20 protein-coding genes and 1 pseudogene are annotated in these 23,528 nt (G+C 38.3%); 10 read left to right on the top strand and 11 right to left on the bottom strand.

The annotated features are described in order from the left end of the window. Positions 1-141: 141 nt before the first annotated feature. Together B2C77_RS02135 and B2C77_RS02130 are read left to right on the top strand one after the other, a co-directional pair. Positions 142-831, top strand: coding sequence for a response regulator transcription factor (locus tag B2C77_RS02135; protein WP_077702198.1), 690 nt, complete (start codon positions 142-144; stop codon positions 829-831). After that, the gene (locus B2C77_RS02130; RefSeq protein ID WP_164085421.1) at positions 812-1,903 is read left to right on the top strand and encodes a sensor histidine kinase; all 1,092 of its coding nucleotides are present in this window, start codon (positions 812-814) and stop codon (positions 1,901-1,903) included. The genes B2C77_RS02135 and B2C77_RS02130 overlap by 20 nt, the downstream gene beginning before the upstream one ends. Before the next feature lie 228 nt (positions 1,904-2,131). Here the strand turns inward: B2C77_RS02130 and arsC are convergent, their stop codons facing one another. The 5 genes from arsC to B2C77_RS02105 all read right to left on the bottom strand — a co-directional run bounded on the left by arsC (position 2,132) and on the right by B2C77_RS02105 (position 5,936). Then, positions 2,132-2,560 carry an arsenate reductase (thioredoxin) gene (gene arsC, locus B2C77_RS02125; protein WP_077702196.1) on the bottom strand — a complete coding sequence of 143 codons (429 nt, stop codon included), beginning with the start codon at positions 2,558-2,560 and terminating at the stop codon, positions 2,132-2,134. A 13-nt stretch (positions 2,561-2,573) separates the two neighbouring features. Beyond that, positions 2,574-3,872, bottom strand: a complete 1,299-nt coding sequence (locus B2C77_RS02120; RefSeq protein WP_077702195.1) for an arsenic transporter — start codon at positions 3,870-3,872, stop codon at positions 2,574-2,576. Between the two features lie 13 nt (positions 3,873-3,885). Next, complete coding sequence (locus B2C77_RS02115; RefSeq protein ID WP_077706798.1) at positions 3,886-4,230, bottom strand: ArsR/SmtB family transcription factor; 345 nt, start codon at positions 4,228-4,230, stop codon at positions 3,886-3,888. Between the two features lie 105 nt (positions 4,231-4,335). Beyond that, positions 4,336-4,596, bottom strand: a complete 261-nt coding sequence (locus B2C77_RS02110) for a metal-sensitive transcriptional regulator (RefSeq protein ID WP_073008002.1) — start codon at positions 4,594-4,596, stop codon at positions 4,336-4,338. A gap of 89 nt (positions 4,597-4,685) precedes the next feature. Continuing rightward, a complete protein-coding gene (locus B2C77_RS02105) occupies positions 4,686-5,936 on the bottom strand; it encodes a hemolysin family protein (protein ID WP_077702194.1) in 1,251 nt (416 codons plus the stop codon). 814 nt (positions 5,937-6,750) lie between these two features. On the opposite strand from B2C77_RS02105, the gene B2C77_RS02100 reads away from it, so the two are divergent. Together B2C77_RS02100 and B2C77_RS02095 are read left to right on the top strand one after the other, a co-directional pair. Continuing rightward, the gene (locus B2C77_RS02100) at positions 6,751-7,806 is read left to right on the top strand and encodes a YkvI family membrane protein (protein ID WP_077702193.1); all 1,056 of its coding nucleotides are present in this window, start codon (positions 6,751-6,753) and stop codon (positions 7,804-7,806) included. A 118-nt stretch (positions 7,807-7,924) separates the two neighbouring features. Then, complete coding sequence (locus B2C77_RS02095) at positions 7,925-8,629, top strand: NAD-dependent protein deacylase (protein WP_077706797.1); 705 nt, start codon at positions 7,925-7,927, stop codon at positions 8,627-8,629. 224 nt (positions 8,630-8,853) lie between these two features. Here the strand turns inward: B2C77_RS02095 and B2C77_RS02090 are convergent, their stop codons facing one another. After that, the gene (locus tag B2C77_RS02090; protein WP_077702192.1) at positions 8,854-9,429 is read right to left on the bottom strand and encodes a YpjP family protein; all 576 of its coding nucleotides are present in this window, start codon (positions 9,427-9,429) and stop codon (positions 8,854-8,856) included. Positions 9,430-9,909: 480 nt separating this feature from the next. After that, positions 9,910-11,316, bottom strand: coding sequence for a SpoVR family protein (locus tag B2C77_RS02085; protein ID WP_077702191.1), 1,407 nt, complete (start codon positions 11,314-11,316; stop codon positions 9,910-9,912). Positions 11,317-11,777: 461 nt separating this feature from the next. On the opposite strand from B2C77_RS02085, the gene B2C77_RS02080 reads away from it, so the two are divergent. The 5 genes from B2C77_RS02080 to ymzB all read left to right on the top strand — a co-directional run bounded on the left by B2C77_RS02080 (position 11,778) and on the right by ymzB (position 16,174). Beyond that, on the top strand, positions 11,778-12,713 hold the full coding sequence (locus tag B2C77_RS02080) for a metal ABC transporter solute-binding protein, Zn/Mn family (RefSeq protein ID WP_367946632.1): 936 nt from the start codon (positions 11,778-11,780) through the stop codon (positions 12,711-12,713). 120 nt (positions 12,714-12,833) lie between these two features. Further along, positions 12,834-13,586: a metal ABC transporter ATP-binding protein gene (locus B2C77_RS02075; protein ID WP_077702189.1), complete on the top strand. Its 753-nt coding sequence runs from the start codon at positions 12,834-12,836 to the stop codon at positions 13,584-13,586. Between the two features lie 3 nt (positions 13,587-13,589). Further along, positions 13,590-14,459 (top strand): metal ABC transporter permease, encoded by an 870-nt coding sequence (locus B2C77_RS02070; RefSeq protein ID WP_077702188.1) that lies wholly within the window; start codon positions 13,590-13,592, stop codon positions 14,457-14,459. Then, positions 14,456-15,349: a metal ABC transporter permease gene (locus B2C77_RS02065; RefSeq protein WP_077702187.1), complete on the top strand. Its 894-nt coding sequence runs from the start codon at positions 14,456-14,458 to the stop codon at positions 15,347-15,349. Before B2C77_RS02070 ends, B2C77_RS02065 begins: the two co-directional genes overlap by 4 nt. A gap of 474 nt (positions 15,350-15,823) precedes the next feature. Further along, a complete protein-coding gene (gene ymzB, locus B2C77_RS02060) occupies positions 15,824-16,174 on the top strand; it encodes a protein YmzB (RefSeq protein WP_077702186.1) in 351 nt (116 codons plus the stop codon). Between the two features lie 193 nt (positions 16,175-16,367). Here ymzB and yhbH read toward each other — a convergent pair. Together yhbH and B2C77_RS02050 are read right to left on the bottom strand one after the other, a co-directional pair. Then, a pseudogene (gene yhbH, locus B2C77_RS02055) lies at positions 16,368-17,534 on the bottom strand (sporulation protein YhbH). A gap of 309 nt (positions 17,535-17,843) precedes the next feature. After that, complete coding sequence (locus B2C77_RS02050; RefSeq protein ID WP_077702185.1) at positions 17,844-19,739, bottom strand: PrkA family serine protein kinase; 1,896 nt, start codon at positions 19,737-19,739, stop codon at positions 17,844-17,846. Between the two features lie 695 nt (positions 19,740-20,434). Here B2C77_RS02050 and B2C77_RS02045 point away from each other — a divergent pair. Beyond that, on the top strand, positions 20,435-21,610 hold the full coding sequence (locus tag B2C77_RS02045) for an IS4 family transposase (RefSeq protein ID WP_077702184.1): 1,176 nt from the start codon (positions 20,435-20,437) through the stop codon (positions 21,608-21,610). 268 nt (positions 21,611-21,878) lie between these two features. On the opposite strand, the gene B2C77_RS02040 is transcribed toward B2C77_RS02045, so the two are convergent. Both B2C77_RS02040 and phnE read right to left on the bottom strand, forming a co-directional pair. Beyond that, entirely contained in the window at positions 21,879-22,736 is an 858-nt protein-coding gene (locus B2C77_RS02040; RefSeq protein ID WP_077702183.1) for a PhnE/PtxC family ABC transporter permease, read from the bottom strand. Continuing rightward, entirely contained in the window at positions 22,736-23,521 is a 786-nt protein-coding gene (phnE, locus tag B2C77_RS02035) for a phosphonate ABC transporter, permease protein PhnE (RefSeq protein WP_077702182.1), read from the bottom strand. Before phnE ends, B2C77_RS02040 begins: the two co-directional genes overlap by 1 nt. Positions 23,522-23,528 lie beyond the last annotated feature (7 nt).

Below are 23,528 nucleotides of genomic sequence, written 5' to 3'. Positions count from 1 at the left end.
AGGCTCGGGGCGCCCGGTTAGCAACGTAGCGACTGGAACGAATCAAATCAAGATCACTTCAAAGTAATTTCTTTCTCTAACGGCAGCTTTCTAGTATCACTTTTTCCATCAACTGCGTTACACTAAGGTTGAGGTGAGATCATGAAGCAAACAATTATGATCGTTGAAGATGATAGAATGATACGTAATTTAGTGCGCATTTATTTAGAAAAAAATGGATACTGTGTTGTAGAAGCTTCAGATGGAGAGGAAGCGAAAGCTGTATTTATAAAGCACCTCCCATGCCTCATCATCCTCGATTTAATGCTTCCGAAAGTAAGTGGTGAGGAGTTTTGTGAATGGGTAAAACAACAAGAAAACGGCGAAGTTTCTATTATTATGCTTTCTGCTAAGACGAGTATTGAAGATAGAATAACAGGACTAAAAATTGGGGCAGACGACTATATGACAAAGCCATTTGATGCGAATGAACTGATAGCACATGTAGAAGCAGTATTGCGACGTACAGGGAGTTACTGCCAAAAAATAGTCTATGATGGACTTTGCATTAAGCCGCGAAAAGGAGAGGTATGGCTTCATAATAAGTCCATACAGCTAACTAATTTTGAGTTTAATCTTCTCTATCTGTTTATGCAACATCCAAATAATGTTTTATCGCGAGAGCAACTTGTTACAGAACTCTACCCTAACGCAGAGAGTACGGTATTAGACCGAACCATTGATGCACATATTAAGAAACTGCGGGAAAAAATTGAAGAAGAACCAGCGAAGCCAAAACGGATTCAAACCGTTCGTGGAATGGGGTATAAATTTGTCCAAAATTCATCGTAAACTCATAAACTTGGCGCCTGTCAGCTTTCTATGGCGATTAACTTTTTTACATTTCTTTGTCATAGGGGTCGCTTTATGGATTAGCGGTTGGGCTTTATATAATACGGCTTGTTTTTTAGCTGCTGGGGTAGGAAACCTCGATGAACTACGACAACAGCAATTTAACCAAACGTTGTTAAATTATGTTTGGATATTTGTTATCATCGCCATCGTTGTCGCTTCTATTTTATATTATTATTTATCTAAAAGATTACTGCAGCCTATTCATGAATTAATGGAAGCAACCCAATTGCTACAAATCGGAAAATATCCAGACCCTATTCCCGTTTACCGAAATGATGAAATCGGGCAACTTGTACAGCAATACAATCAACTCATGGAGCAACTGAACCGTAATGAAACAGATCGAAAAAAGCTTGTTTCCGACATTTCCCATGAATTTCGTACACCGTTATCTAATCTTAATGGGTATCTGTCTGCATTGAAGTCAGGTGATATAGAGGGAAATCAAGCGTTATTTGTAGCGCTTTATCAAGAATCACAACGCCTTACTTCGATGCTAGACCAATTTGATCAGTTAAAGCAATGGGACTATACGAATGCAAGCACATACAACCGAAAAGAAATGCAGGCAGTAAAACCACTTCTGGAGCAGTGTGTTTCTATGTTCCATTGGACACTAAAACAAACGGGGATCAAATTGGAACTACAAGCGGAAGTAGCAGATGTATATGTCCACGCAGAAGGAATGCAGCAAGTCATAAGTAATCTCTTAGACAATGCGATTCAATACTATAAGGGGAAAGGATCTATTCGTATTACCGGACAAAAACAAAATAACGGCTATTATATTGCTGTTTCCGGACCTAGTGAACCAATCCCAAACAAAGAAAGAGAATTGATTTTCCAACGATTTTATCGTCTTGAATCCTCCCGCAGTAGAGACACAGGCGGAGCTGGATTAGGACTTGCCATTACGAAAGAAATTATCGACCAGCATGGTGGGAGTATTCAAATAGATACAGTGAAGGATCGAAATATTTTTACGGTTAAGCTTCCAATCCATGCTTAAATAGAGGAGTTTTTCTTATTCTATAAACTTTTATACTTTCCTATAGTGCAAAACGAAGGCTATTACTACTTCTTCATGCCTAAGCCTTCGTTTTGTTAGGTAATGCGCTAAAACAAATAAACTGTACAACACCTTTCTCCTTACGCCCTTCACCATTGCCGTTCCTCATTTCATCCCGCATTCCCTATTTTCTAATGTATCGTTCTAGAATTTATCAATGAATGTAACCTAATCGTTTGCTTCTATTTTCGCAAATTGTTTGATACGGGCGCCTATTTCATCTCGCACTCGTTGGAAAACGAAGCCTTTCTCTGTTTCGCTTCCTTCTGCCTTTGCTGGGTCATCAAATCCCCAATGCGCATGTGTCACATGTGGCGGTATTGTTGGGCAATTATCTTTGGCATCGCCGCATAGCGTGACAACAAAATAGGCACGATGAATGAGATCTAAATCAATAACATCTGAAGTTTGGGAAGAAATATCAATCCCTACTTCTTGCATTGCTTTTACAGCTTTCGGATTTAGCCCATGTGCCTCAATTCCAGCACTTTTTACTTCCCATTCTTTCTCATCAAGGTAATATTTCGCCCATCCTTCCGCCATTTGGCTTCTGCAACTGTTTCCTGTACATAAAAAATATACCAATTTTTTCTTCATTATATCGAACTCCTTACCATAGTAATAGACTTACATAAAGTCCTGTTAATGTTATGAGTAGGATAGGAATGGTTAATACGATTCCCGTCTTTAAATACGTACCCCATGAAATTTTTATCCCTTTTTGTGCCAACACATGAAGCCATAACAATGTTGCTAAAGAACCAATTGGGGTAATCTTTGGACCCAGATCAGAACCAATAACATTAGCGTAGACTAAAGCTTCACGAATCACACCAGATGTATTCGTCTCCGCTATGGCAAGCGCATCAATCATGACTGTCGGCATATTATTCATGATGGACGATAAGACGGCCGCTATTCCCCCCATCGTCATTGTTGCTACAAATAACCCTTGATCTGCACTTACTTGTATCACTTTTGCTAACAGATCGGTGAGCCCGGCATTTCGCAGGCCATATACAACAACGTACATCCCAATAGAAAAAAATACGATATTCCATGGTGCACTCTTTACGATGGCTGCTGTATGAATCGCTTTACTTTTACGAGCCAATATAAGAAAAATGATAGCAATTGCCCCAGCTACAATAGAAACAGGAATGCCAATAAACTCGCTTGCGAAATAACCAATTAATAGTACTGTCAGCACATACCAAGATAGGCGAAACAATCTCTTGTCTTGAATTGCCTCTTTTGGTTGCTTCAGTTGATCAAGCGAATAAGTACGAGGAATACTTTTTCGAAAATAAACAAATAGTATGCTGATAGTTGCAATAAGTGAAACGAGATTTGGTAACCACATCCTAAACGCATACGCTACAAAACCAATATCAAAAAAGTCAGCAGATACAATGTTGACTAAATTACTAACGACAAATGGCAATGATGTCGTATCTGCAATAAATCCACTCGCTATAACAAATGGAAAAATCATTTTTTCTTGAAAATGCAAGTGACGTACCATCGCTAATACAATCGGTGTTAGTATCAAAGCAGCACCGTCATTAGCAAATAATGCCGCAACAATAGATCCTAAAATGCTAACGTAGACAAACATTTTTACGCCATTCCCCTTAGCCATTTTAGCCATATGTAAGGAGGCCCATTCAAATAGCCCAATTTCATCTAGAACAAGAGAGATTAGAATAATTGCAATAAAGGCAAACGTTGCATTCCAAACAATATTCGTTACTTCAAGTACATCTTGTAGATCTACTACTCCTAAGACTAAGGCTAATACCGCTCCGCCACATGCAGACCAACCTATAGACAGCCCTTTAGGCTGCCAAATGACAAATACTAAAGTAACGATAAATAGACTCAATGCTAGTAAAATCGATGATGACAAAATAAATTACCTCCTATGACGAACAGTGCAAATCCCCTTTTTGTTGCACTGCTTTCAGTTTCGTTCCTTGATCAGGGAGTTGTTTCAAAATAGTCTGTACCATAGGAAAATCGTTACTTTCTTCATTCAAAGCATAATACGTCCACTGCCCTCTTTTTTCTTCTTGTACTAAACCAGCATCTCTTAACTTGCGTAAATGTTGACTAATTGAAGGCTGACTTACTTGAAATATTTCTACAAGTTCACACACACAACACTCTTGGTACTCTAAAATTTTCATTATCGTCAACCTTGTGCGATCTGCTAACAATTTAAACACCACCGAGGCACGCTCTAGATCCCAGATTGGTTTATCCAACTTCATTTCACCACCTCTAATAAGTATATAATAATACACTTATATATAGAATGCAATCAAAGGAGGAAGTGATTTACATCCCCTTTTGATATTAGCTTATTTGTTTTATCTACTTTTCACAAGTAACTGCACTGCTTCCTGAATTAATTCGTCGGTGTTGCCACCTTTTTCTTGTTCTTCACGGATACAACGCTCTAAATTTTGGCTAACAATTAATGCCGCTGTGCGATCGATAGCATTTCTAGCTGCTGACATTTGTGCAACAACCTCACGACAATCCTTGTTTTGCTCCATCATTCGTTGCAATCCTCTGATTTGTCCCTCTATTCGTTTCATTCGATTAATAACTTTTGTATCGTATTCCACTTTTGTTCCTCCTCCACGATAGTTTGCAGTGTAATTACCAGCAAGCAAGTTTTTCTAATTTTGCTAAAGAACGAATAAAAGCTTTCTAGTTATGTTTGACTTTCTTCATCTATTTTCGCGTTTTTCAATATTTGTACCCGTTTAATCATACGTTCGTCAACTTCTAAGATGCGATACGTTAATTGGTCATCTTGAAATTCTTCTCCTTCATGAGGAAAACGATGCATTTTTTTTAACAAGTAACCAGCCAAGACATCCTCGTCATCTATAATGTTTATGTGAAAAATAGTATTTAGTCGATGCAAGGAAATTTTGCCATTACAAATAATTTCCGTATCTGTCACTTTTTCTACAAGTGGTTCATTACCTCGGTCGGTTTCATCCTCTATTTCTAATCCAATTAAAAGTTCAATAATATCTTCATGTGTAATAATACCTTCTGTACCACCATATTCATCTAACACAATTGCCATATGCTTTTTTTCTTGAATCATTTTGCGAAAAACCCAATCTACAGAGTGGAATTCAAACACGATCAATGGATTCATATCACTAAAAGATTCGAGTGCTTTATCTGGTTCCATTGACCATGACAACAAATATTTTGAATGAAAGACACCTATTATCGTATCCATATCCTCTTCATAAATAGGATATCGTGTAAAAGGGTTTTGAATTGCTATGTTACGTACTTCCTCAAAATCCGAATCGCTAGGTAGTGCTACAATATCAACTCTTGGCGTTTTTAAGGCGTCCTTTACATTTAAATTACTAAACTCAAGCACACCTTTAATCCGATGTGATTCATCCTGCTTGAATATCCCTTCTGTACGCGCAATATCAACCATTGCTCTGATTTCATCTCGAGATACCGATGCATCAGATTCTTGACCTTTTGATAAATATTTAATAATGAAGCCTGTGATTGCATTTAACAACATCGTTAACGGTCGAAAAATGAAAACAACAGCTCGAATTACGGGATAAACAATGTAGGCGATCCGATCAGGAAACGCAGCTGCCACAGATTTTGGTATTACCTCTGCAAAGATGATGATCGTAATAGTCAATATAGCGGATGCTAGCCCGACATTTACTCCGTATTCCATTGCGACTATGGTTACCAATGTAGGCAAAAGAATATTTGCGATATTATTCCCAATTAATATTGACGTAATAAATTGCTCGGGCTTTGAAACTAATTGAAGCAATTTATCTGCCCGTTTATCATCATGACTTGCTTTTGTTTGTAATTTCATTTTATTTGTGGCAGTTAAAGCTGTCTCACTACCAGAGAAGAAAAATGATACGAATAATAAAGCAATGATCGCAATGATCACCTTTATATGCCCCCTTATGTATACCAAATAACTCATTTACTAGCGTTTGTATATCTTCTTTCTATCATACATGGATTTTCACGGAATATAAAGTCATACTATCATGAAGAGGCGATTGTTTTTCCTTTTTATGGAATAAAGTATAACAAACCTACTATTCTTAGAAAAAAATGAGCTAATACAATTTCTATTTGCAGTAAAAAATGTGATATGATAATGAAGCGCCATTTTTTGATTTGGGGAAAAATAGGGGAAATTCTGTTTCAAAGCAGCAAGCTTCATTTAGTAAAAGATCAGTCTTCCTCACACGGATGGCTTACTACTTCAAAAGCATACAGTGAAACTTCAATCCGTGGACTTTTTCTTTTATTCCACAAGGATTGTTTAATAGCCCAAGGGTATGACCTAAAGGCCTCTTAGAACAAAGGCGCAAGCGCCCGGTTAGCAACGTAGCGAGTGGAACGAATCAACTGAGATAAAGGAATCACGGTGAGGAACGAACCGATGATGACTTATCGTAGGGCAATTCGTGAAGTCCCCTAGTTGCTGGGCGCTGGAGCCGGACGTGGCTAAATAACTTAGTAAGTTTATCCACAGCTGCTAAATTTTATAATTTCCTAGACCACGAAAAAGAGGATTTAGTTGCTGTTATTTCCCACTTCGACGTGTTCAGGTCTCATCTTCCAATTTTTGAAGTGTGGGAGTCTTACAGCACCTTATATCCGGTATAAATCTGCACATATTTTACAGCCCTTATCGGGATGTAAAATATCATCATGATAGCATATAGGATTGCTTATACGGAGGCGTTTCCATGAAGAAAATATTACAAATAGCCAGTGCATTTATTGGTATCATTGTGGGGGCTGGATTTGCCTCTGGGCAAGAGATATTACAATACTTTACTAGCTTCGGTTACATTGGAACAATTGGTGTTATTGTTTCAACGGCTTTATTTACTTATTTAGGTATGATATTAACTCGTTTAGGGAGCCAAACACAAACCACCTCTCATCGGGATGTTATCTATTTTATTAGCGGTCGACATTTAGGTGTGATCGTCGATTATATTATTGTGTTAACATTATTCGGCGTCGGTGTTGTTATGATCGCTGGTGCTGGCTCCATTTTCAACCAACAATTTGGACTACCTGCATTTGTTGGGATTACAACCATGACTATAATCGTTATGCTTACTGTCATGCTCGATATTCATCGCGTTGTGCAAATTATTGCTAGTATTGCTCCATTCCTCATCTTCATGGTAATGCTTATTTCTATTTATAGCTTATTAACCATGAACCAGTCCTTCGCAAAAATGGAGCCTATTGCTTTAGAACAAACTTCAGCTGTATCAAATTGGTTGCTTTCTGCTGTCAATTACGTTTCCTATAACATTGCTTTAGGTGCATCTATGGCGCTAGTGATGGGAGGAGCTGAACCTAATAGAAGCAAAGCCACTATTGGCGGTTTGTTAGGTGGTTTAGGTATTGGAATATTAATACTGTTTAACCACTTAGCTATCTTTTCCAATATGGAGCTTGTAGCTAATTATGAAATGCCCATTTTAAAAATTGCGGACGAGATGTCTCCTATTTTAGGAATGGTGTACTCTGTAATTCTGTTTGGGATGATTTTTAACACGGCAGTTAGTATGTTCTTTTCTTTTAGCGCGCGATTTAAACCAAGTGGAACACCAGCCTTTCGTCGCTTTAGTATCGTCACTATTTTGCTTGCATTTGCACTTAGCTTTGTAGGTTTTACCAAATTAGTATCGTTTTTTTATCCTTTTATTGGATATATGGGTTTATTTTTAATTGTTGTACTGATTATTGCACCATTTCGATTACGATCGCATGCTAAAAAGTAGAAAAGCTTATTCTGACATGTATAACCATAGTATCGTTAATTATTAAGAATGTTGGGCGTTGAGCCGTTATTCTAGTATAATAGTTCGTGTAAAAGAATAAACTTGGAGGGGAAGCATGTTGCTTAAAGAATGGTTACAAGAAGCGAAATACACGGTTGTATTCACAGGAGCTGGCATGTCAACAGAAAGTGGGTTACCTGATTTCCGCTCTGCTAACAAAGGTCTATGGAGACAAAAAGACCCTAGTAAGATTGCCTCCACTGATGCACTAAACTCTAACGTCGAAGCATTTATTGCATTTTACCGAGAACGAGTAGTAGGTGTTAAAACATATCAGCCGCATAAAGGGCACTATATTTTAGCCGATTGGGAAAAACAAGGATGTATTAAATCAATCATTACCCAGAACGTAGATGGCTTTCATCAACAAGCTGGGAATAAGCGGGTCGCTGAACTACATGGAACGCTGCAAAAGCTACACTGTCAATCTTGTGGAAAAGAATATAGTAGTGAGGAATATGTAAATAAAGATTACTACTGTTCTTGCCAAGGGGTTCTTCGACCTTCCATTGTTCTGTTCGGGGAAACCTTACCGATGGACGCCTTTCAATTTGCGTTAGAAGAAACAGAAAAAGCGGATTTATTTATTGTACTTGGTTCTTCTTTAAGCGTAACCCCCGCCAATCAATTTCCGCTGATTGCCAAAGAAAATGGCGCTAAGTTAGTTATTGTCAATCGAGAGCCGACAGAATTAGACCGCTATGCCGATCAACTCATTCATAATCGTCCCATTGGTGAAGTACTACAAGAAATAAACCAATAAGCTCACGATAAAGTGTTTATTCCTATAAGGATAATCAGCGCACTTCCAAAAGTAGCTTATTGTATTAAAAGTACCTTAATACGAGAAAAACCTTAAAAGCATTCTACTTTTCTATAGTGTAAATTATACCTCATCAACATAAACGCTGCTGGTTTCCTATAGTATAAATAGAAGAGTCGATGCAATCGCTTGTTTAACAAGTGATTGCATCGACTCTTTATGTGTTACGTCATCCATTTTGGTGGCGTATTTTTATCCCAAAAAATCTCTCCAATTTCATAATGTGTTTCAAATTGATCTGTATTTAAATGATAATGAAAGTTAAACCAATGCCCTTCTAATGGTCGATGAACTCTCCTCACATGAAACTTCACTACATTTTCCTGTTTATGATAATCATAAACATGGAAAATTCGCTCGCCATATCCGCTAGAAGGGTCTTCCGTAATCCCATAATGAGATATCGGGTCACCATTTTCATCTAGCATTACCGTTTCCATAACTTGCTCTATTTTAGGGAGAATAACAGTAGTGAACTCATCCGCCACACGTTCTGATATTCTAGGCCCCATTTTACGCAACACTTGTTCCTTCGCTTTTTCCGATAATTCTACCATTGGATCGACGAAAGGAGGAGTTTCTTCTAAGACAACAGTGCTTGACTGCTCACTAACATCGGAATCCGAATTCATTCGAGGTTTTGCCTCCACCGATTCTTGCGTTAGCGAAGTAGGTACATACATGCCTAGTGTTACAAAGGCAATTGCCATAACCGCTATTTTTTTCATCCACTGCTTCAACTTAGGATCCCTCCTCTCTCTACCTGCTACTTAAATTTTACCATTTTCTGATCATTTGTCTATACTATTTTTGTAACCGCAACCGTTTGGAACAAAGGCGCAAGCGCCCGTTTAGCAACGTAGCGAGTGGAACGAATCAACGCAAGTTTTAGAAATCACGGTGAGGAACGAACCGATGATGACTTATCGTAGGGCGATTTCGTGAAGTCGCCTAGTTGCTGGACGCTGAAGCCGGACGGGGCCCATTCAGTTATTTGGTTACGCCATAGCATCAAATTTTATACTTTCTTATCTTGTAAAGAATAATTAATCTTTTTGCAATAATGGTATGGGATCATACACATTTCTGCCTATCTATCTGAGACGCCCTCTCCTATTTGAGGCCTCTCTTCTGAATTGCATAGCTTATTTTTTAGAACGTTCTCCTAAGGATAAACGTCCAATTATAACATGCGTGCAACAACACAGTTATTGGCTTATCTACAAAGATCGATGGACGGTTTTCCTTCCATCATAGGAATAGACGATTGCCTTCTCATCAATCATCGTTTCTAGGCATACCGTACGTCCCCATAACTGATAAATATATGGCAATACATGTTCTAAATAGGAAATATCTAACTCTGTCCCTTCATAATGATGCTTCAAATATAACTCACCATTGCGTAAATAATCACCGTCTTCTACAGTAATATACGGAAACCCACCATTCACCCGCATTGCTACAAGCTGATTACGAATGTTTTCATAATCTTTATTCGTGATTTGATAATTCCTTCCCTTTCTTTCAAACAAATATAAGTCCTCTCGCTGCACGAGATCCTTCGTCAAGTAATTACGTAAAAAAGAAATATCCGACTCTAGCTCCCTCACTTCAAACAATTTTTCTATTCCGGAATGGGGTTTTACTCCTCGTAGCTTCATTTCCTCTGTAGGTTGATTGTAGCGTTCTTCAATATCTTCTAATACTTTTAATCCTAAATAATAAGGATTTAATTGACGTGTAGAAGGCTGGACCACCCCTGCATGCAACGAAGCAAACTCAATCGTCTCCTCGCTGCTTAAATCCATTTCTCTTAAAATTCGTTGGTGCCAATACGAAGCCCAGCCTTCATTCATGATTTTCGTTTCCATCTGCGGCCAAAAATAGAGCATTTCTTCCCGCATCATGGTTAGAATATCGCGCTGCCAATCAGATAACTCTTTACTATAGGATTCTAAAAATAATAACAGATCTTTTTCTGGTTGTGGCGGGAATTTCTTTTTGTATTTTTCAATCGCTGGTTTCTTCGTAGCTTCTGCGTCTAAATCCCACAAATCATCATAAGGCGTTTTCCGTTTGGGAGAATCTTTTTCCAACGCTTCCATCTCTTCATAGCTTAGCCTTGAACGAAAGAGTGCCGGATCAATATGCTCTTGGATAGCTAAAACCGCATCTAAAAACTGCTCCACTTCCTTCTTTCCATACACCATCTCATAATGAGCAATTCGCTCAGCTGTTGCTGTCATGCTCTCTACCATATCACGCCGTGTATTCGAAAACCGGATATTGTTTTTAAAGAAATCACTATGCGCTAAAACATGAGCAATAATTAATTTATTTTGAATGAGGCTATTCGTATCTAATAAAAAAGCATAGCATGGATCCGAGTTAATTACCAATTCATAAATTTGGCTTAATCCTAAGTCATATTGCAATTTCATTCGATGAAACTGTTTTCCAAAACTCCAATGACTGTATCGTGTCGGCATTCCATATGCTCCAAACGTATAAATAATATCAGCAGGACAGATTTCATAACGCATTGGATAAAAATCGAGACCAAACCCAGAGGCTATTTCGGTAATTTCTGCAATTGCATGATTCAGTTCTTTCGTATCTGTCAAGCAAATCCCTCCAATTCACTTTTTAGCCCGGTAGAAAATACTGTAGACTTCACCTTCATCCCGCTTTTCTTATGTGACTTTAGGCTACAGCGTTGCGAGTACGTACAATCATGCCAAAAGAAAGAAACCTCTACAGATTACACGTTTACTTTATAGTTTATGAATGAAAAAGAAATTGATGACTTCGCTCGTTTAATCTAGAAAACACCATATTTGTTCACCTCGTTTTCATCCTAGTTGGTAATCCAATCGTTTTCTATAGTAAGAAGTAAGCTTATTCATCGCTGATTTCAATTTAAATGGATAAAACTATTGCATTTTTTAAACCTTTACCATATAATTTGCACTAAGGAAACAATTTGACTAAATATAAATAATTTTTAAAGGAGCTAACATCTACTTGTTAGTCATTTTTTTTAAGTTATTTTGCGTTAGGTAAACATAATTAGAGAGGAGAACAAATGATGAGGAAAATAGGCTTTATCAGTTTTACGATCCTACTTATCGCATTTCTTGCAGGTTGCGGATCAAGTGCCAAGGAGACCAGTGGCTCAAGTGAAAAACCTGTTAAAGTAGTTGCTACTATCGCACAAATTGGAGATGTTGTTGAGAATATTGGCGGTGATCATGTAGATGTTTATAGCATTATGGGACCAGGAACGGATCCGCATCTTTATAATGCGGTACAGGGAGATATTCAACAAATGACCGAAGCAGAAATTATTTTTTACAATGGGCTTCATTTAGAGGGGCAAATGGGTGAAATTTTTGAAGAAATGCGCCAAGATAAACCAACCATCCCTGTGGCAGAAAGTATACCAGAGGACAAGCTGCTTGCAGATCCAGAAAGCCCTGAAGTAAGTGATCCCCATGTTTGGTTTGATATTGAATTATGGAAATATGCAGCTGAGTCCATTCGCGATGGACTCAGCAAATTAGATCCAGACAACAAAGAGACTTACGAAAAAAACACAAAAGCGTATATGATAGAGTTAGATGAACTGCATGCTTATGCAAAGGAACGCTTCAATGAAATTCCAGAAGAAAGCCGTGTACTTGTAACTGCCCACGATGCGTTTAATTACTTCGGCAAAGCGTTCGAGTTTGAAGTAATGGGATTACAAGGACTAAGTACTGAATCCGATTATGGTGTGAACGATATTCAAAGAATCATTGATGTGTTAGTAGAACGAAACATTAAAGGTGTATTTGTGGAAAGCAGTGTGTCCGAGCGATCGATTAACGCCGTTGTAGAAGGAGCAAAAGAAAAAGGACATGACGTTTCCATTGGTGGTGAACTTTATTCTGATGCAATGGGTGAAGCAGGCACAGAAGAAGGAACTTATATTGGCATGTTTAGGCACAATATTGACACCATTGTGGAAGCCTTAAAATAAAACGCACTTCCGTATAGGATAAAAAGCATGTTGGGGCTGTTTTCTCACAGTGAACCGCTAGCTTTCTGTGAAACAAAATTACAAGCCCCTTCGATGCAGAATAAAAGGAGGAACGACAAAATGAATGCCTTGAAGGTGAACAATATGTCTGTATCATATGATAAACAACTCGCATTAGAAAATGTTTCTTTTTCTGTCCCTGAAGGGTCGATGACTGGCATCATTGGCCCTAATGGAGCTGGTAAATCAACATTAATCAAGTCTATTTTACAACTATTACCTACTGTATCAGGGACGGTAGAAGTATTTAAAAAGCCCTTACGTAGCCAAAGAAAAATAATTGGTTATGTACCTCAACGTAGCGAAGTAGATTGGGATTTTCCAACCAATGCTCTAGATGTAGTGTTAATGGGCAGGTACAATCATATTGGTATGTTTAAGCGAGCAAGCAAAAAGGAAGTAACATGGGCAAAACATTGTCTGCAACGGGTAGGCATGCAAGATTATGCCTCTCGCCAAATCAGCCAACTTTCTGGTGGTCAGCAACAACGTGTATTTTTAGCCCGCGCAATGGCACAAGATGCAAAAATATATTTCATGGATGAACCTTTTGCAGGTGTCGATGCGTCAACCGAAAAAGCAATTATTCAATTAATGAAAGAATGGAAAAGCGATGGAAAAACCGTTCTCGTTGTGCACCATGACTTACAAACAGTAGATGATTATTTTGACCATGTCCTGCTACTAAATAAAACACCAATCGCGTATGGAGAAACGAATCGAGTATTCACACTTGCTAACTTAGAAGAAGCATATGGAGGTAAAATTGCTTTCTTACAACAAGGCTCCGCGGCGGCAAAGGGGAGTACATAAACAATGGAACAATTTAGTGCTCTTTTATCAAGTGCCAACTTACAATGGGTATTAGTTGGAAGTTTATTGCTAGGTTTTGCAAGTGGGGTTATCGGCAGTTTCGTTTTATTAAAAAAACAAAGTTTAATTAGTGATGCGATGGCTCATGCTGCACTGCCTGGTGTTTGTATCGTTTATATTCTGTTTCAGGTAAAATCCGTTCCCTATTTACTAGCAGGTGCTGCTGTTACGAGCTTAATAGCAACACAGTCTATACAAACCATTGTGAAATGGACACGGATTAAAACAGATGCAGCTATCGGCATCACATTATCTGTATTCTTCGGGCTTGGCATTGTTCTATTAACCTATATTCAACAAAATGCAACTGGTAATCAAGCTGGACTTGATTCCTTTATTTTCGGGCAAGCCGCTTCTCTCGTTAAAGGGGATGTGCAATTAATTGCAGCTGGAGCATTATGCTTAATCATTCTAACAGCACTATTTTTCAAAGAATTTAAGATTAGTATCTTTGATCCACAATTTGCTAAAGGATTAGGTTTACCAGTTACCTTTTTCAATGCCGTCATGTTATTTCTTGTTGTCGCAGTCGTTGTAATTGGTATTCAAATGGTCGGCGTTGTACTCATTGCAGCGTTATTAATTACGCCGCCTATTTCTGCACGTTACTGGACAGATCAGCTCGGTTGGATGACCATTTTAGCGGGCGTATTTGGGGCTATCTCTGGTGTAAGTGGGGCTGTCTTAAGTACAGCAATACAAAACTTACCTACCGGGCCAATTATCGTATTAAGTGCCTCCGTTATTTTCCTCTTTTCCTTACTGTTTGGGACGAAGAAGGGTTTATTGCTGAAAGGAGGAAGAAATGCATGAGCTATACTTTTTGGATTCTCTTAACCGGCTGTCTTGTCGGACTTACCTGTGGTATTACAGGGGCGCTTCTTGTTTTACGGAAAATGGCAATGATCGCTGATGCCATTAGTCATACCGTTTTACTAGGTATTGTTGGGGCTTTCTTTGTTACCCAATCTTTAAGTGGGGTTCCCATGCTTATCGGTGCAGGCATTGTTGGTATTCTAACAGCTGTTTTTGTGGAAATGCTTCATTCATCTGGTGTTCAATCGGATGCAGCAATAGGAATTGTTTTCACTTCCTTGTTTGCATTAGGGGTTGTCCTTATTTCTTTTATTGGCGACCAAGTCCATTTAGATGTACAGCATGCTTTAATGGGTGAAATTGCTTTTGTTCCATGGAATACGTTAACCATCAACGGGGTGAGTTATGGACCTACTGCCGTTTGGATGCTTGGTGCTGTATTAGCGATTAATCTTATTTTAATTACACTATTTTATAAAGAGATTAAAATGTCTACCTTCGACCCGCAATTTGCAACTTTAATTGGTGTACCAGTAGTGATCATTCATTATCTACTAATGACCATGGTGTCCTTATCAACCGTCGCTTCATTTGATAGTGTAGGTGCTATATTAGTTGTCGCCATGCTCATTGTCCCTGGCGCAACTGCTTATCTTTTAACAGATCGATTTTTCGTATTATTAATTTTAAGTGGCGGTATTGGCATTTTATCTGCTGCCCTAGGCTATGGCTTTGCCATCCAGTGGAATGTTTCCATTGCTGGTTCGATGGCCGTAGCAACAGGGATATTCTTTATAGCTGCTTTCCTCTTTAGTCCAAAACAAGGCGTTTTGACAAAAAAGTTCCGAGGCGCAACTGGTGAAAAAACGGTCCAATCATCCACATAAAAGCGTTGTTATTCTGTGGGGGAATCCTTATCTCCCTCACAGAGTATTACGATCTCAAAGTGGATGACGTAAAGGCCTTTTACTAGAAAAAATTTTTGCCACGTCTTTATAGCGAAAAACGTTGTCGTTTTGCATGAATAACCCCACTAGCATGTGCTTTGGGAAAGCTACTGGCAAATGCAATGGGACTATGACGGTTTCTCATACAATTTCATATTTTTAACACGAATTGCTTTGTCTTTATTTCTCTAATGCTTGAGCCCTCGTTATTATAACGCCGAAATTGTGAGCTTCGGCGTTTTCTTTATACTATGGGAAAGTATAAAAATATTTGATTTATAGTATAAGAATACGCCTCTCGCCTATAGGACTTGGCGATAAGCCAAGTTTTTCTAATGAACTTCACCGAAAACACAGATGTTAACGTATGATTTTCCATGGAAGGGGGAAATATCGTAGTAGGAGGAATGGAATATGACAAAGCAATTTTTAGATATTGAAGCATTTAATAAACTTTTACAAAAATGGAATGGAAAACAGATAAAAGTTTCCAAACAAGAGTTAAATGATTATGATGAGGCAATTATTGACTTATCCGCAATCACGTATGAAACACATGCACGTCGACTAGATGATTATGAACCTCTACATACATTACAACTAAATGGTGCCGGCAAAGTTGAAACTGATTCTAAATCCTATCAAGCACTCCCTAAATTCACATATGAAATTCCTTTAGAGGACTCATCATTATACCAATTTGACGGCGAGCGCTTTGCTTTGGTGACGGATCGGGCTATCTATACAATTGAAATTTTCCAGTAAGTCTTTGGAAGTTAGCAAGACAAATAGGTAGTTTAGAGACACTGTTTTTTTCCATTTATCTTGCAACATACAGATACAATGTGCTTAACAGCAAGTTTTCTAACAACAGGAAGATAGGAAATAAAAACCAGTGCACAAACAGCAACCACCGTTTATGCACTGGGAATGCAACACAATATCCAATTGGTTTTCCTTACGTTTGTGCTGTTACAACTTGTTGGGTAAAAAATGCCTTTAGTGCCCCATAAATATCTTTTTTCTCTTTTACGATATAATAGCGAAATTTCGGGTTATCCAATTGATCAAACGTACGCATTAACGTCGATTTCCTGTGAAAAGTGTTCACCTCTCCGTAGCCAAACATACTTGAAAAACGCATTAACTCTCCTACTAGCTCGATACATAACGGATTATCAGAGGTCATATTCTCTCCATCTGAAAAATGAACAGGATATATATTATAGCGTGAAGGAGAATACGTTTTTTTGATAAGTTCCAATGCTTTTAAATAAGCAGAAGAACATATGGTGCCACCGCTCTCTCCTTTGGAAAAAAAATCTGCCTCTGACACAACTTTTGCTTCTGTATGATGGGCAATAAATTCAATATCCACTGTTTCATATTTTGTACGTAAAAACCTCGTCATCCAAAAGAAGAAACTTCTGGCTACATACTTTTCAAAAATCCCCATCGAAGCACTTGTATCCATCATAGCTAAAACGACCGCTTTAGACTCTGGTTTTGTTATATCATTCCATGTTTTAAATCACAAATCATCCTCATATATTGGCGTAATTCCTGGTCTTCCTTCTGTAGCATTACGCTTGATCGCCGTTAAAATAGTGCGCTTCTTATCTATATTTCCCATTAACCCTTTCTTACGTACATCATTAAATTCTGTTTTTTCCGTTATGATCTCAGCTTGTTCCTTTTCTTGTAGATTGGGGAGCTCCAACTGTTGAAATAAGGCGTGCTCAATTTCTTCTAAGGATACTTCTGCTTCATAGTAATCTGTCCCTGGCTGATCGCCCGCCTTTTTTCCTTTCCCATCGGCCTGACCATCGCCTCCAGGTGCCCTTGCAATAATATCACCAACTTTACTATCCCCTTTTCCCTGTCCTACTTGTTTCGTTTTATCGTAGTTATAACGAATTTTATACTCATCTAATGAACGAATTGGGATTTTCATTACTTGTTTCCCATCAGACATAATAATATTTTCTTCGCTTACTAAATCAGGCAAGTTATTTTTTATCGCTTCCTTCACCTTATCCATATGACGCGTTTGGTCTTGGTAACCTTTGCGATGGAGGGACCAATTTTCCTTTGAAACGACAAAATTTCCTTTTTCCTCATGCATCGCATCCCCTCCTTCGTATTATTCAAACTAGTAATACGTTTCTATATCCTATGCATGAAGAGGAATATTATTGCATTATTTTGACTGTTTGGACATAATTTATTTTATAAAGCTTATTAGAAAAACTTGGCTTGTCATCAAGTCTTATGAGTAGTTTTTCTTATACTATAAACCTTTACACTTTTATACGTTCCTATATTAGAAAAAGTAGCTTATCGAAAAATCATTGTGTATCGAATAATATAAAGCTCCATATAACAAAAGCACCCTCTTCGTTTGGTAAAAGAGGATGCCTTTATTCATCGACCACTACCTATTCAACAAACTGCCTACATAACGAAGCAACTCATTAGCTGATACGGAATTATAGCCGTATTCATCGATTAGACGAGCAATGACTTCATTAATCTTCTTCAGCTGCGATTCGTCTGGTGTTTTAGAAGACGTCGTTATTTTTACAACATCTTTTAAATCAGCAAACAATTTTTTCTGAATCGCTTCACGTAATCGCTCATGAGAGTTGTAATCGAACCGCTTTCCTTTGCGGGCAAACGCCGATATCCGAATGAGGATCTCTTCACGAAACGTCTTTTTAGCATTCTCTGAAATGCCAATCTGTTCCTCAATAGAACGCATTAACTTTTCATCCGGATTCATCTCTTCCCCAGTCAACGGATCTTTTAACTTATTTTTATTGCAGTACGCTTCTACATTATCTAAATAGTTATCCATTAATGTTTTTGCTGACTCTTCATAGGAATATACAAACGCTTTTTGCACTTCCTTCTTAGCTATTTCATCGTATTCCTTTCTAGCAACCGAAATATAATTCATATACGTTTCCTTATCATCATCCGAAATAGAAGGGTGCTGACTAAGTCCTTCTTTTAAGGAACGGAGCACATCTAAAGCATTAATTGCTGGGACTTCTTTACGAATAATTGTAGAGGAAATACGATTGATAACATAACGGGGATCAATCCCATTCATCCCTTCGACCGGAAATTCATCCTTTAGCTCATCCACATCTGCTTGATTATATCCTTCTACACTTTCACCGTCATACAGACGCATTTTTTTAATTAAATCAACACCTGGTTTCTTTGAATCTTCCAATCTCGTTAAAATAGAAAAAATAGCAGCTACTCTTAATGCATGTGGCGCAATATGGACATGAGCCATATCGCTTTCATGAATCATTTTTTGATAAATCCTTTCTTCTTCGCTAACTTTTAAATTGTACGGTATCGGCATCACGATAATTCGTGAATGCAAGGCTTCATTTTTTTGGTTCGCAATAAAAGAGCGATATTCCGCTTCATTTGTATGGGCGACAATTAATTCATCTGCACTGATAAGCGCAAACCTACCCGCTTTAAAATTCCCTTCCTGCGTCAAGGATAATAAATGCCATAAAAATTTCTCATCACACTTGAGCATTTCTTGAAATTCCATCATCCCTCGATTCGCTTTGTTCAATTCCCCATCGAATCGATAAGCTCGTGGATCTGATTCTGAACCGTATTCTGCAATGGTAGAAAAATCAATGCTTCCAGTTAAATCTGCAATGTCTTGTGACTTTGGATCAGACGGGCTAAACGTACCAATTCCTACTCGTTTATCCTCAGAGAAAAAAATACGTTCTACGCGTACATCCTCTATTTTTCCATTATACTCCTTTTCCAATCGCATCGTATTTAGCGGTGATAAACTTCCTTCAATGCGTATCCCATATTCCTCAAAAAATTCTTGGCGTAAATGCGGTGGAATTAGATGGAGAGGATCTTCCTGCATGGGGCAACCTTTTATTGCATAAACCGCTCCCTCATCCGTACGCGAATACTTTTCCAATCCGCGTTTTAGCATGGTAACTATCGTTGATTTTCCACCACTTACGGGTCCCATTAATAATAAAATACGTTTACGTACATCGAGCCGTTTCGCTGCAGGGTGAAAATATTCTTCTACAAGCCGCTCAATTGCTTCTTCCAAACCAAATATTTCTTCACCAAAAAATTCATACATTCTTTTGCCATCTCGTTCCGTAATACCTGCACTTTTAATCATATTATAAATTCGTGAATGAGCAGTTTGCGCTACTTCTGGACGTTGTTTAATGATGTCTAAATACTCCCCAAATGTCCCTTCCCACTTTAACTGCTGTTCTTCTTCTCGATACTGCTTTACTTTGTTAAGAATATCCATGTCATTCCTCCATCCAGTGCTCAATTACTATAGCCTATGCAGGCAAATACTTTATGATTCCTTGCCTATTAAATTGCATCGGATGACAGGAAGCGTAAATTAGCTCATGCTGTGTAATCGTACGCCCCCTTCTTTGCCTGTTTTAGAAGAACCGCCCAGCTTGTGTTTCATCGGTTTCTTGTCGCCAATTCTTGTGGATGCTATAAACACTAAAAACGTTATACTTTCTTATAGTGTAAAAAGTCAGCCTTATTATCCAGTCCAAGGAGTAAACAGTTACTGCCTTCGTGACTCGATTCGCCACCCTAGAGAATGTGCTTATGCCTGCAGAACAAAGGCGCAAGCGCCCGGTTAGCAACGTAGCGAGTGGAACGAAGCAACTAAAGTTTTAGGAATTATGGTGAGGCGGTGTTGCACGAATCAATGATGACTTATCGTAGGGCGATTCGTGAAGTCGCCTAGTTGCTGGGCGCTGGAGCCGGACGTGGATAAATAACTTAGTAAGTTTATCCACAGCTGCAAAATTTTATAATTTCCTCACTAGCGTTGCATAAACTTTTTATAAAGTAGTCAAGAAAAAACAACTCGTGTCAATACTAAGAATAATAGGAATTATCAATACAAAAACGCATAAAAAAACCTTATAATTAGGGTATGGTAGTCCTGTCCAAATCCCAAATTATAAGGAGTCTTTCATGGACAATCATACCATAAAAATGGTATTCAAGGAATACATTCATCCATTAGATACAAAAGTTATTCAAAAAATGATTGATATAGAAGGGGTAGACAAGTATGTGAAAAAGCTAGATACCATTGCCTATATTCGCTTATTTATTTACGCACAACTTAAAAAATCAGAAAATCTTGCAGTAATCAGTCAGTCTGTTTCACGCAAAAAAACGGTGCAGCGATTAGTAGGTATAGACAGTATCAGTAAGTCACAACTCTCGCGTAAGAATAGACAAATCCCACATGAAATACCAGAAGCTATTCTTCGTCATCTCATTCAAAAGGTACAGTATACACTAGGACCTGTGAAAGCAGGAAAGGCATTGCTTCAGCTGCATTTGATTGATTCATCGACTATTTCCATGTGTCTTAGTGGCTATGAATGGGCTGATTTTCGAGAAACAAAAGCCGGGATTAAAATGCACACTTCAATTAGGTTGTGCAATGATACGCTCTCGCTAGATAAGATGATTCTAACGCCAGCCCGACCAGCGGATGAGACACAGCTGGATGAATTAATTGTTTATCAGTTAGATGTGCTTCATGTATTCGATCGCGGGTACTTCAACTTTGCGAAGTTCGATGCCTATTCGGAAAAAGGAATAAAATTTGCAACGCGTATCAAAGCCAATACAGTGGTACACGTCGTGGAAGAGTTACTCGTGGATCCATCTTCTCCCATCACACGCCATGCCATGGTGACAATCGGAAACATGAAACATCCATTACAATTGATAGAGACAACAGATAGTAATGGCAAGCCTATTCGGATTGTGTGTAACGACGCCAAGCGCAGTGCGCAAGAAATCAGCTATATCTACCGAAACCGCTGGAAAATAGAGTTGTTTTTCAAATGGATCAAGCAACACTTGGTCATTACAACATTATATGGTAAGAGTGAAAATGCCGTTTATAATCAAGTCTATCTTGCAATGATTACCTTTTGCCTGATCATCCTAATGAAAAATAAAATAGGTTTCAAAGGAACCTTGCTGGAAATGTTGCGTTGGATAAAGGATGGTTACGATCAATCCATGGCAACCTTTATTTTGAAAGTACGTAAAGAACCAGAGCGAGAGTCCAGTGGACGACGAAGGTGGGACAATGAGCGAATTTTTGCAGAGACCCTAGCACAATAGGAGACAGGAGACGTGTTACACTTAGATGATTTAACATACGATCCATTCGTTTAAAAGTATATACTATTCAAAAAATGGATGAAGGGCTACCTCTCATGCCTGTTGTCTTTTTTTCATTGTGTACAAATAACATATATCAGAAAATTCTGTTACATATGTCTCAAATGGAAAATTAACGCTTGACTTGAAGCATTACTTTTTATGCAACGCTAGTGTAATTTCCTAGACAAGTAAAAACCGACGGAAGGCCTCCGTCGGTAAAAAATAGTTACTTCCTTACGCTAGATGGGAAATAGCGATTTTTTAATTGGGTGGAAAACACTTCTAAAATAATCGCAATGATCAGGATAGCGTATGTAATAAATCCAACTTCGCTAAGATCAAAATAGAATCCTGAAGCCATAAATAATTCAAAGCCGATACCGCCAGCTCCGGCAGCAGCTCCCATAGCAACTGCGACAGCAAAATTGATTTCAAAGCGGAGGAAAGTCCAAGATAATATATATGTAAACGTGGAAGGCATAATGCCGTGTATTACAACATGCCACCAGCTTGAACCTGTCGCTCTTAATGCTTCTAAAATACCTTTATCCACTTCTTCAAACGCCTCTGAAAAAGCTTTTACAAGATACGCAATGGAATGAAACAACATTCCTAAAACGGCAGCTTCACTTCCGAGTCCAGCAGCAATGGCGAAAATAAGTACCCATAATACAGTTGGAACCGCTCGAATAAAGGCGACAATAACACGAACAACCTTCGTCACCCATTCCTTCGATAAATTAGTTGCAGCCATAAGCGCTAAAAAGAACGCAATAACAGCACCAATAATCGTAGACAAAACAGCAAGACCAAGGGTAACCCCAACTTGATAAAGCGCTTCTGCCCAAGTAAAATGATTTAGCGCTGGTTCAAAAAACATCACTTTTAAGTTTTGTCCCGTTTCTACAATGGCGGTCCATAACTCCAACCCTGTGTAATCAAAAAGCAGAAATGCAGTAACGGTTAAAACAAAAAGCAACATCATTGTCAGACGGATAACGCGTTCCGATTTACTTCCAGCTTTAATAGAAATACGTCCATTTCTCTTTCGCTTCATATACGTAGGGTTCGCTACTGTTTCCATTACATAATCACCTTCCGTATATAGTTTGACATCAACTCAATGATAATTACGGCGATTACAATGCTAAAGGTAACGAGAGCAACGACATTGTAATTCATCGATTTATAATACATATCAAATGTATAGCCAATACCTGTCCCTGTTAAAATACCTACTAAGGTGGCACTACGAATATTCGTTTCAATCATAAATAATATCCAACTGATCATTTGCGGTAAGCTTTGTGGGATGACGGCTTTATTTACAATATGAAAATAAGTGGCACCTGTAGCTGTTAAAGCCTCCACCGCACTATGACTTGCTTCATCAATGGACTCAATAAAAGCTCTCGTTAAAAAGCCAACTGTTCCTACAAATAACGCTAAATACCCCGTTAATGAATTTTGACCAAAGGAAAGTAATAAAATAAGCGCCCAAGCAACAACAGGTATATTACGTGATACGGAAGCAATAAACCGGGCAAATGTACTTAAAAAGCCATTGATGCTCGTTGTTTTTGATCCCATAATACCAAGGAAAATGGAAACAACTGCAGCCGTTGTCGTTGCTGCAATTGACATGAAAATGGTCTCCACAAGCTTATCTAAAACAGTCGGTAGCTTCTCTAACGATTCTTGCGTTATAAGTAGATTCGAAAACATCCAACCAATTGCTTCTGGAAAAGCTACTAACCCATCTATGAAATTAAATTTCGTTATTGCTGCAGATAAATACGTAATGGCAATAATAATGATTAATGCTATCGTCATTTGCCATTTTCGTTTTTGCATTACCTTTTCACTCACGACCATT

The organism is Virgibacillus dokdonensis (assembly GCF_900166595.1).
Taxonomy (GTDB): Bacteria; Bacillota; Bacilli; order Bacillales; family Amphibacillaceae; genus Virgibacillus; species Virgibacillus dokdonensis.
This window is presented reverse-complemented; position numbering and strand designations above follow the sequence as displayed.

Bases quoted from the DNA above. Each gene is read 5' to 3' on its own strand.
- B2C77_RS02040 (WP_077702183.1), bottom strand. From the start codon at position 22,736: ATGGAAACAGTAGCGAACCCTACGTATATGAAGCGAAAGAGAAATGGA.
- B2C77_RS02080 (WP_367946632.1), top strand. From the start codon at position 11,778: ATGATGAGGAAAATAGGCTTTATCAGTTTTACGATCCTACTTATCGCA.
- ymzB (WP_077702186.1), top strand. From the start codon at position 15,824: ATGACAAAGCAATTTTTAGATATTGAAGCATTTAATAAACTTTTACAA.
- B2C77_RS02050 (WP_077702185.1), bottom strand. From the start codon at position 19,739: ATGGATATTCTTAACAAAGTAAAGCAGTATCGAGAAGAAGAACAGCAG.
- B2C77_RS02100 (WP_077702193.1), top strand. From the start codon at position 6,751: ATGAAGAAAATATTACAAATAGCCAGTGCATTTATTGGTATCATTGTG.
- B2C77_RS02135 (WP_077702198.1), top strand. From the start codon at position 142: ATGAAGCAAACAATTATGATCGTTGAAGATGATAGAATGATACGTAAT.
- B2C77_RS02070 (WP_077702188.1), top strand. From the start codon at position 13,590: ATGGAACAATTTAGTGCTCTTTTATCAAGTGCCAACTTACAATGGGTA.
- B2C77_RS02075 (WP_077702189.1), top strand. From the start codon at position 12,834: ATGAATGCCTTGAAGGTGAACAATATGTCTGTATCATATGATAAACAA.
- arsC (WP_077702196.1), bottom strand. From the start codon at position 2,560: ATGAAGAAAAAATTGGTATATTTTTTATGTACAGGAAACAGTTGCAGA.
- B2C77_RS02065 (WP_077702187.1), top strand. From the start codon at position 14,456: ATGAGCTATACTTTTTGGATTCTCTTAACCGGCTGTCTTGTCGGACTT.
- B2C77_RS02045 (WP_077702184.1), top strand. From the start codon at position 20,435: ATGGACAATCATACCATAAAAATGGTATTCAAGGAATACATTCATCCA.